Annotated in this window: 10 protein-coding genes; 6 read left to right on the top strand and 4 right to left on the bottom strand. The window is 65.9% G+C overall.

The features are described from left to right. Positions 1–198, top strand: a 198-nt coding sequence (locus AC1DT2_RS13520; protein WP_477296802.1) for a hypothetical protein, incomplete at its 5' end; no start/stop codon positions are given. Positions 199–350: 152 nt separating this feature from the next. Further along, positions 351–800: a hypothetical protein gene (locus AC1DT2_RS13515; RefSeq protein WP_082879323.1), complete on the top strand. Its 450-nt coding sequence runs from the start codon at positions 351–353 to the stop codon at positions 798–800. Between the two features lie 42 nt (positions 801–842). Here the strand turns inward: AC1DT2_RS13515 and AC1DT2_RS13510 are convergent, their stop codons facing one another. The 4 genes from AC1DT2_RS13510 to AC1DT2_RS13495 form a co-directional block, all read right to left on the bottom strand. Continuing rightward, positions 843–1784 (bottom strand): MASE1 domain-containing protein, encoded by a 942-nt coding sequence (locus AC1DT2_RS13510; protein ID WP_477296799.1) that lies wholly within the window; start codon positions 1782–1784, stop codon positions 843–845. 153 nt (positions 1785–1937) lie between these two features. Beyond that, a complete protein-coding gene (locus AC1DT2_RS13505) occupies positions 1938–2549 on the bottom strand; it encodes a hypothetical protein (RefSeq protein ID WP_477296797.1) in 612 nt (203 codons plus the stop codon). A gap of 33 nt (positions 2550–2582) precedes the next feature. After that, entirely contained in the window at positions 2583–3224 is a 642-nt protein-coding gene (locus tag AC1DT2_RS13500; RefSeq protein WP_477296795.1) for an NrsF family protein, read from the bottom strand. Next, complete coding sequence (locus AC1DT2_RS13495) at positions 3221–3838, bottom strand: sigma-70 family RNA polymerase sigma factor (RefSeq protein WP_477296793.1); 618 nt, start codon at positions 3836–3838, stop codon at positions 3221–3223. The genes AC1DT2_RS13500 and AC1DT2_RS13495 overlap by 4 nt, the downstream gene beginning before the upstream one ends. Positions 3839–4042: 204 nt before the next feature. On the opposite strand from AC1DT2_RS13495, the gene AC1DT2_RS13490 reads away from it, so the two are divergent. From AC1DT2_RS13490 to AC1DT2_RS13475, 4 genes are read left to right on the top strand one after another with little or no spacing between them, the layout of a single operon-like run. Further along, positions 4043–4324, top strand: a complete 282-nt coding sequence (locus AC1DT2_RS13490) for a BufA1 family periplasmic bufferin-type metallophore (RefSeq protein ID WP_213949785.1) — start codon at positions 4043–4045, stop codon at positions 4322–4324. A gap of 8 nt (positions 4325–4332) precedes the next feature. Continuing rightward, positions 4333–5166 carry an MNIO family bufferin maturase gene (gene bufB, locus AC1DT2_RS13485; protein WP_477296791.1) on the top strand — a complete coding sequence of 278 codons (834 nt, stop codon included), beginning with the start codon at positions 4333–4335 and terminating at the stop codon, positions 5164–5166. Next, positions 5163–5891, top strand: a complete 729-nt coding sequence (locus AC1DT2_RS13480; protein ID WP_477296790.1) for an HvfC/BufC family peptide modification chaperone — start codon at positions 5163–5165, stop codon at positions 5889–5891. Before bufB ends, AC1DT2_RS13480 begins: the two co-directional genes overlap by 4 nt. Positions 5892–5901: 10 nt before the next feature. After that, positions 5902–6372: a DoxX family protein gene (locus AC1DT2_RS13475; protein ID WP_063573333.1), complete on the top strand. Its 471-nt coding sequence runs from the start codon at positions 5902–5904 to the stop codon at positions 6370–6372. Positions 6373–6563 lie beyond the last annotated feature (191 nt).

The following is a 6563-nucleotide window of genomic DNA, read 5'->3' as shown; positions in this document are numbered from 1 at the left end:
CTTCTGGCGTGCGGAGCGGTCGTCAACGTGGTTGGCGTGTCCGAAGCGGTGGCAGGCACGGGTACGGGCCTCCTCTCGCAGGCCTTTGCCTGGCCCAGCGAGGCCGCCCTGAACCTCGGCGCGGCCGCCATGCTCATTCGCTGGAGCTATGCGGCCTGCAAATGCCGGGGGACCACAGGTCGGCGTCCCCAGGAATGAGCGAATTCGGCAGGGTGTCCGCCGCACCCCGACCGATGAGGGAAAGTGCGGGTATCGATCATGGGCTGTCTGGCCCTGAACGGCCCATGGTCGAGCTACCGGTCCGGCGCGATACCCGCGCGGGCTCGCCAACCTGCCATGGGACTTTCGACATGCGTACATCGACACGCTTCCTGCTCTGCTCCCTCCTCGCCCTTCCGCTGGGCGTCACCGCCGTTCACGCACAGACCGCACTCTCCGGCCTGGGACAACCGTCGACCAGTGCCGTGGGTGACGTCAGCTCCAGCGCGAACTATCACGTCTACGTCTTCACCCGCGGCGGCACCCGCTACATCCAGGTGAACGACGCCGGTGGCGCCGTGCGTGGTGCCTTTGCCGTCACGGCATACAAGGCGGTCGGTCTGCCGATCGGTTCGGACGCGAGCCGACTGGCGACGCCGGACGAACCCCTTCCCGCCCCAGCCTCGACCACCGGCGAGACGGTCTACTCCGATAGCTCGACGCATGTGTTCGTGGCGCCGCAGCCCGACGGCACGATGCAGATCAATTTATTGATTGGCGACTGCAAGAATCCGGCGGAATGCAGCTCGCACGGCCCCTGACCGATAACAGGCGCCGGGCTACAGCCCGGCGCTCCCGTCACCTCAGCCGAGGTGGTGGGAGCCGTTGTGCGCGACCAGGGGGTGGCTCGCAGCGAGGCGCCGGGCCACCCTGACCCCGAACAACAGGGAGGTGGAGATGACGAAGGCCAGAACGACCTGTGCCTGGATCATGGCCGGGTCGCGAAGCTCGAACGACGTCGCTGCCAGGGCGATGCTTGCCAGCATGCCGCCGATGGCGGTGCCGTGCCAGCCGTGACGCAGCGTAAGGACGATGACAGGAACGGCCATGGCCATCCGTACGCACTGCAGCGCCATGCCATCCAGCTGTGAAGCCGCGATCATCAGCAAGGCGAGCGTCGGAACGCCAATGAACAGGGCGTCGCGTGTCAGGACGCTGTGCCACACTGCCTTGAGTGTCACCATGCGGCCGGGCTGCAGGGCGAGGCGCTCGCGCAGGGCGAGGATCATCGGGGTGAGGGTCAGGGCGCCGAGGTAGGCACCCAGGAACCACGCGAGGAAGAGGGGAATGGTCACCGCTGGCGCTTCGGATCCGTCGCCCATCGACACGTTGGCGAGTGCCGCCCCGTTGGCAATACCGTTGATCACCGCGCAGACCATGGTCGCGGCCATGATCATGCCCATGTGGATCTGACCATCTTCACGGAACAAGCCGAAGTGACGGCGCATCCAGGCGACGACCGGCATCATCAACGCGATAGGTGGGATCGAGACGATGATCGCCCAGAGCAACCCGAATGCCGACGCGTGCAGCGCGGCCATTTCAGCGATGGGCAATGTTTCACCGACAGCCAGTGCGAGCCAGTAGCGCCGTGGCACCAGGAAAAGGCAGGCCATGCGCAAGCCGGCGGGCAGCATCCAGTGCGAGAAGGACACGTTGCGGGTGAGCTCGTAGCAGGCGGCATAAGCCCCGGCGACGGCGATATACCGTCCCCAGACTGCCGGATCCCTGCTGATTGAGCCCATGGTCGCCCCGCTGCATCGATGCCTCTAGTTTGATGGGTTAACGGCCGTGTCGCTATCGAATACACGGCCTAGGACGACATTTGCCGATTCCGCGCGCGGATCGTGGGAGAGGGTGACAAGTTCTTGCGATGGGGCTTTCAGGGCGCTTTCTGCTCAGTCGGTATCGCCCGGGCCGCCGTTGCCACCGGCGGTTCCCAGGTGCAGTTCCTTGTCGAAGGCTTCCTCGACGTCGCAGTACGGTTTTGCCGCCTGGGTGACGTGCGTCTGTCGGAAATACCGCCAGGGTTCCCCTGGCGCTTCGTCTTCATTCTTTGCCAGGTCGTACCAGGTGAAATGGACGGCGGCAGGGTCGGCAAAGCTGTCGCCCATGTCGCGCTGGGCGATCACGAGCATGACCCGCTTGTCGTCGTCCGAGCGGAGCAGGCGGAAGTCGTGGAGGACGCAGTCGGCGCCGCCGCCGATGGTTATCTCTAGACGTTCGCCCCCGTCGCTCTTGCCCGCCTGTCCGAACACGGGGACGAGGTTCCAGAACGCCTTCTCGCCGGCGGTCTTGTCACGAATGTAAAAGCTCACGACATCGAAGCCGTGGGCGTTGTAGTTCTCACGCCACGCGCGCACCGCCATGGCAGGCTCGCCGAGCAGCGTGAGCTGATTGACGCCGTTGTCCACGGGAATCACCTTGAGGCCCGCGCCATCGGCAACGGCAGCGGAGGTCACGACGAGGCCGAGCAGGGCCAGGAGCCGGAACGATGTCGGACGGAGCATGCGTGAAGCATCCACGGGAGCGAAGCGCGCAGCCTACCAGCGAAGCACGCGAGGGCCGATCAAGGCACCGATCGCGGCCGGGATAGCCATGCCAAGCGGGTACCAGGTGGACCAGAATGCCGGCGACATCTCAGGGCAATGCAGGCAATACGCCACGGTGGCCGTCGCACCGGCAAGCACGCCCACGGCCGCGCCCGTGACCCGCGGCCGTACCGGCGCCATGCCGCGCACGGCCCAGAGCATGGCCAGAAAGGTCGGCGTCGAGAGCAGGGCGATCAGGATCGGGCAGWCGCGCCAGGTGTGGCCGAGCAGCAGGGCCACGCGCGCGTCGGTCGGCGCATGCGCCAGCACGACGGCCATGCCGACCCAGGCGACGGCAACCGGTGCCGCCAGGCTTGCCCAACGGGCACCGATGCGAAGACCCGGGCGCGACAGTCGCAGCGTGAGCCACAACGCGGCTATGCCGATGCACGTGGCGAAGCCGATGCGCAGCCAGAACATCGGCAGGTGTATCGCATCGGCGAGATCCGGACGCAGCCCCAGTCCGGCGGCCATCAGCAGGGTTGCCGCGGCGAAGCCCAGCAGGAGGGCCAGGGCGAAACGACGGCCCGGTGCGCGGCGATCTACCGGCGGGGCTTCGTTCGCAAGCATGGCGATGAAATCGTCGGTCTTCATGAGCTGCCTCGAATGCGGGCGGCGAGTGCTTTCAGGCCACGATGCACGCCTACCTTCACCGCGGATTCGGAAATGCCGCAGCGTTGCGCTGCCTCGGCAACAGACAACCCCTGCAGCTTCACGAAAACGATGGGTAGACGATGGCGGTCGGGGAGGGCTTCGAGCAAGCGGCCGACATCGCGGCGTGCGTCGGCAGGTTCCACATCGGACTGGACGAAGAGGCTGCCGTCGTCCTCGAAGGGCTCGTGAAGCGCCTCGCGTCGCGCGTGGGCACGGAAGAAGTCCATCAGCTTGTAGCGCGCAATGGCATGCACCCAGGCGGTGAGCGGCTGGTCGTCGCGGTAGGTGTGTCGCGCATTGTGCACGGCGAGCAGGGTCTCCTGGAGGATGTCTTCGACGTCGGCCTGCGCACGCGGCAGGCGCCTGCGCAGGTACGCGCGCAGGTGCGAACCGAGGCCGTGGAGAAAGAGCCGGTACTGGGCGGCATCGCCACCCAGGCCGAGGACGAAGCAGGCGCGGAGCTCGTTCTCCGTCGCCGAAAAGACGTCAGCTACCCGCTCCGTCGGGGGTGTCGCTGTGATGGCTGGGCTGTCCATGGACAGCGATATAGCCATGCCCGGCTCGCTATCGCAAGCGCCGCGGGCCGAGCGTGGCGACGACGACATGGTGGGCATGTCCCTCAGTTCGCTCGCCGCGCACATCCGGTTACAGCACGACCGAAAAAAAAAGACGCCGCCGCGTGTAACCGACCCATCCGGCCCCGCGAACTCATTCGTGAAGCCGGACATCGTGTCCGGCCCTCCCCGCAAGGAGTTCCCATGAACCATCGTCACATTGCCTCCGTCGCCTTCACCCTCGCCGCCCTGGTTGCCGGTGTCGCGCAAGCCGATACCCAGAAAGACGCGAAGAAACCCGCTGTCGAGAAGTGCTGGGGTGTCGCCAAGGCGGGCCAGAACGACTGCGCCGCTGGCCCGGGCACGACCTGCGCCGGAACGGCCAAGGCGGACTACCAGAAGAACGCCTGGAAGAATGTGCCTGCCGGCACCTGCACCGCGATTCAGACGCCCAAGGGCAATGGCTCGCTGACCAAGGTTGGTTGAGCAACCTCATGAGCCTGTCGCCCGCCGCCGGCATCGGCTTCAAGCCCCAGCATTTCGACGACGCCATGCGTTGTCATGCCGGTGGCTTGTGGCTCGAAGTGCATCCCGAGAACTACATGGTCGATGGCGGACCACGACTGGCGATGCTGGATGCCTTGGCGGAACGCTTTCCGCTGTCCTTGCACGGCGTATCGCTTTCGCTTGCTGCAGCTGCACTGCCGGACGCCGTGCAGCTGCAGCGCCTGCGCCGCCTCATCGACCGCGTGCAACCGGCGCTGGTGTCTGAGCACATGGCCTGGTCGACGTGGGCAGGCCGCTACGTGCCGGACCTGCTGCCGTTCCCGCGAACCCACGAGGCGCTGGCACACCTCGTTCGCAATGTCGTGCATACCCAGGAGCGCCTGGGGCGACGGGTATCGTTGGAGAACCCATCGCATTACCTGGTGCTGGATGGGCACGATTGGAGCGAGACCGATTTCCTCGCCGAACTGGTACGTCGCAGTGGCTGCGGTCTGCTACTCGACATCAACAACGTCTACGTCAGTTCGCATAACCTGGGCGCCGATCCTGTCGCTTATCTTGATGCGTTTCCGCTTCGCGCCGTTACGGAAATCCATCTTGCCGGCCACGCGGCGGATGACACCGACCCGACACTGCTCATCGACTCGCACGACGCACCGATCGTGGACGCGGTGTGGTCGCTCTATCGTCACGTCGTGTCACGCGGCACTTCCCTCCCGACGCTGATCGAACGCGATGGCGACGTCCCCGCGTTTGCCAACCTGCTCGCCGAGAGGGAGCGGGCCCAGACCCTGCTGGAGACGGTAGGGATGGCCGCATGAGCGCCCTCGCACGTTTCCAGGACGACTTCGCGGATGCCCTCTACGACGAGAGGGCATTTGCCCCCGCTGACCAGGCCGCCTTCGCGATCTATCGCAATACCGCCATGCGTGCCTGCCTGGACGCGCTGGAGGCGAATTATCCCGCCGTCGTCTGCCTGGTCGGACGCGACTGGTTCCGCGCCGCCGCCGCCCTCCACGCCTCGCAGTCGCCACCGCGCGATGGAAGGCTGTTTACCTATGGCGACGATTTCCCCGACTTCATCGGGACCTTTCCGCCAGCATCCGACATGCCATACCTGGCCGACGTCGCACGACTCGATCGCCTCTGGGTAGAGAGCCTCGTCGCCGCCGACGCCAGCGTCCTGGACGCGGCGACGATGACCACCCTCGGACCCGACGGCATCGCTGCGCTCAGGCTGCGGGTGCATCCAGCGACGCGAACGTTCGCTGCCGCATCACCCGCCGTCACGATCTGGCAGGCAAGCAGGGCTGGCGTCGCGGTCGGTGCCGACCTTGTATGGCAACCCGAGTACGCCATCGTTACGCGGGGCCATCTCGAGGTCGGTGTCGCGGCGGTAGAGGCCCCGGTCCTGCGCTTTCTCGAGGCCATCGCCGAAGGGGTTTCGCTGGCCGATGCCGCCCTTTCGACCGTTGCCATCCACCCCGATGCCCGCATCGACCTCATCCTGGCCAGCCTGCTGAACGCTGGCGCATTCGCCACCTGAAGGACCCGCCATGGACTCGCTCACCCGTTCGCTCGTCACTCGTCCGACCCCCGTCTCGCGCTGGAACGCCCTCGCGGACCGCGTCGGCCAGCTCGTGGGCCATTCGTTCCTCGCGCTGGTTGCCCGCGTCTCCATCGCTGCGGTCTTCTTCCAGTCCGGGCGTACCAAGGTCGAAGGTTTCCTGACGATTACCGACGGCACCTACGAGTTATTCGCCACCGAGTACAAGCTGCCGCTTGTGCCGCCCGAGATCGCCGCGCATATGTCGGCGTATGTCGAAACGTTCGTGCCGATGTTGCTCGTGCTCGGTCTGGCAACGCGACTATCGGCGTTCGTGTTGCTCGGTATGACGACGATCATCGAGATCTTCGTCTACCCGGATGCGTGGCCGACGCATTTGTCCTGGGCTGCGATCCTGCTGTACCTCATCGCACGCGGCGGTGGCCGGCTGTCTGTCGATCATGCCATGGGCGTGCACTGAAAAAGATTTTCGCTTCGTGTAACCAATGCCCCCGGTGACGCGAATTCATTCATGCCACTTCGGCAAACCCTGACCTCCCGGAGAACGACCATGCATACCGCCACCCATAGCATCGCCGCTGCCGCCGCCATCTTCGCCGTCTCTGCCGCGGCGATCTCCGCCCCGGCGCAGGCTGCCGATCAGGCTGCCGG

Source organism: Luteibacter sp. P4_E6 (genome assembly GCF_056401535.1).
The sequence above is the reverse complement of the archived record's forward strand: the minus strand, read 5'-3'. Positions and strand labels throughout refer to the sequence as shown.

Coding starts and splice junctions, on each gene's coding strand:
- AC1DT2_RS13510 (WP_477296799.1), bottom strand. CDS start 1,784: ATGGGCTCAATCAGCAGGGATCCGGCAGTCTGGGGACGGTATATCGCC.
- AC1DT2_RS13480 (WP_477296790.1), top strand. CDS start 5,163: ATGAGCGCCCTCGCACGTTTCCAGGACGACTTCGCGGATGCCCTCTAC.
- AC1DT2_RS13505 (WP_477296797.1), bottom strand. CDS start 2,549: ATGCTCCGTCCGACATCGTTCCGGCTCCTGGCCCTGCTCGGCCTCGTC.
- bufB (WP_477296791.1), top strand. CDS start 4,333: ATGAGCCTGTCGCCCGCCGCCGGCATCGGCTTCAAGCCCCAGCATTTC.
- AC1DT2_RS13515 (WP_082879323.1), top strand. CDS start 351: ATGCGTACATCGACACGCTTCCTGCTCTGCTCCCTCCTCGCCCTTCCG.
- AC1DT2_RS13475 (WP_063573333.1), top strand. CDS start 5,902: ATGGACTCGCTCACCCGTTCGCTCGTCACTCGTCCGACCCCCGTCTCG.
- AC1DT2_RS13490 (WP_213949785.1), top strand. CDS start 4,043: ATGAACCATCGTCACATTGCCTCCGTCGCCTTCACCCTCGCCGCCCTG.
- AC1DT2_RS13495 (WP_477296793.1), bottom strand. CDS start 3,838: ATGGCTATATCGCTGTCCATGGACAGCCCAGCCATCACAGCGACACCC.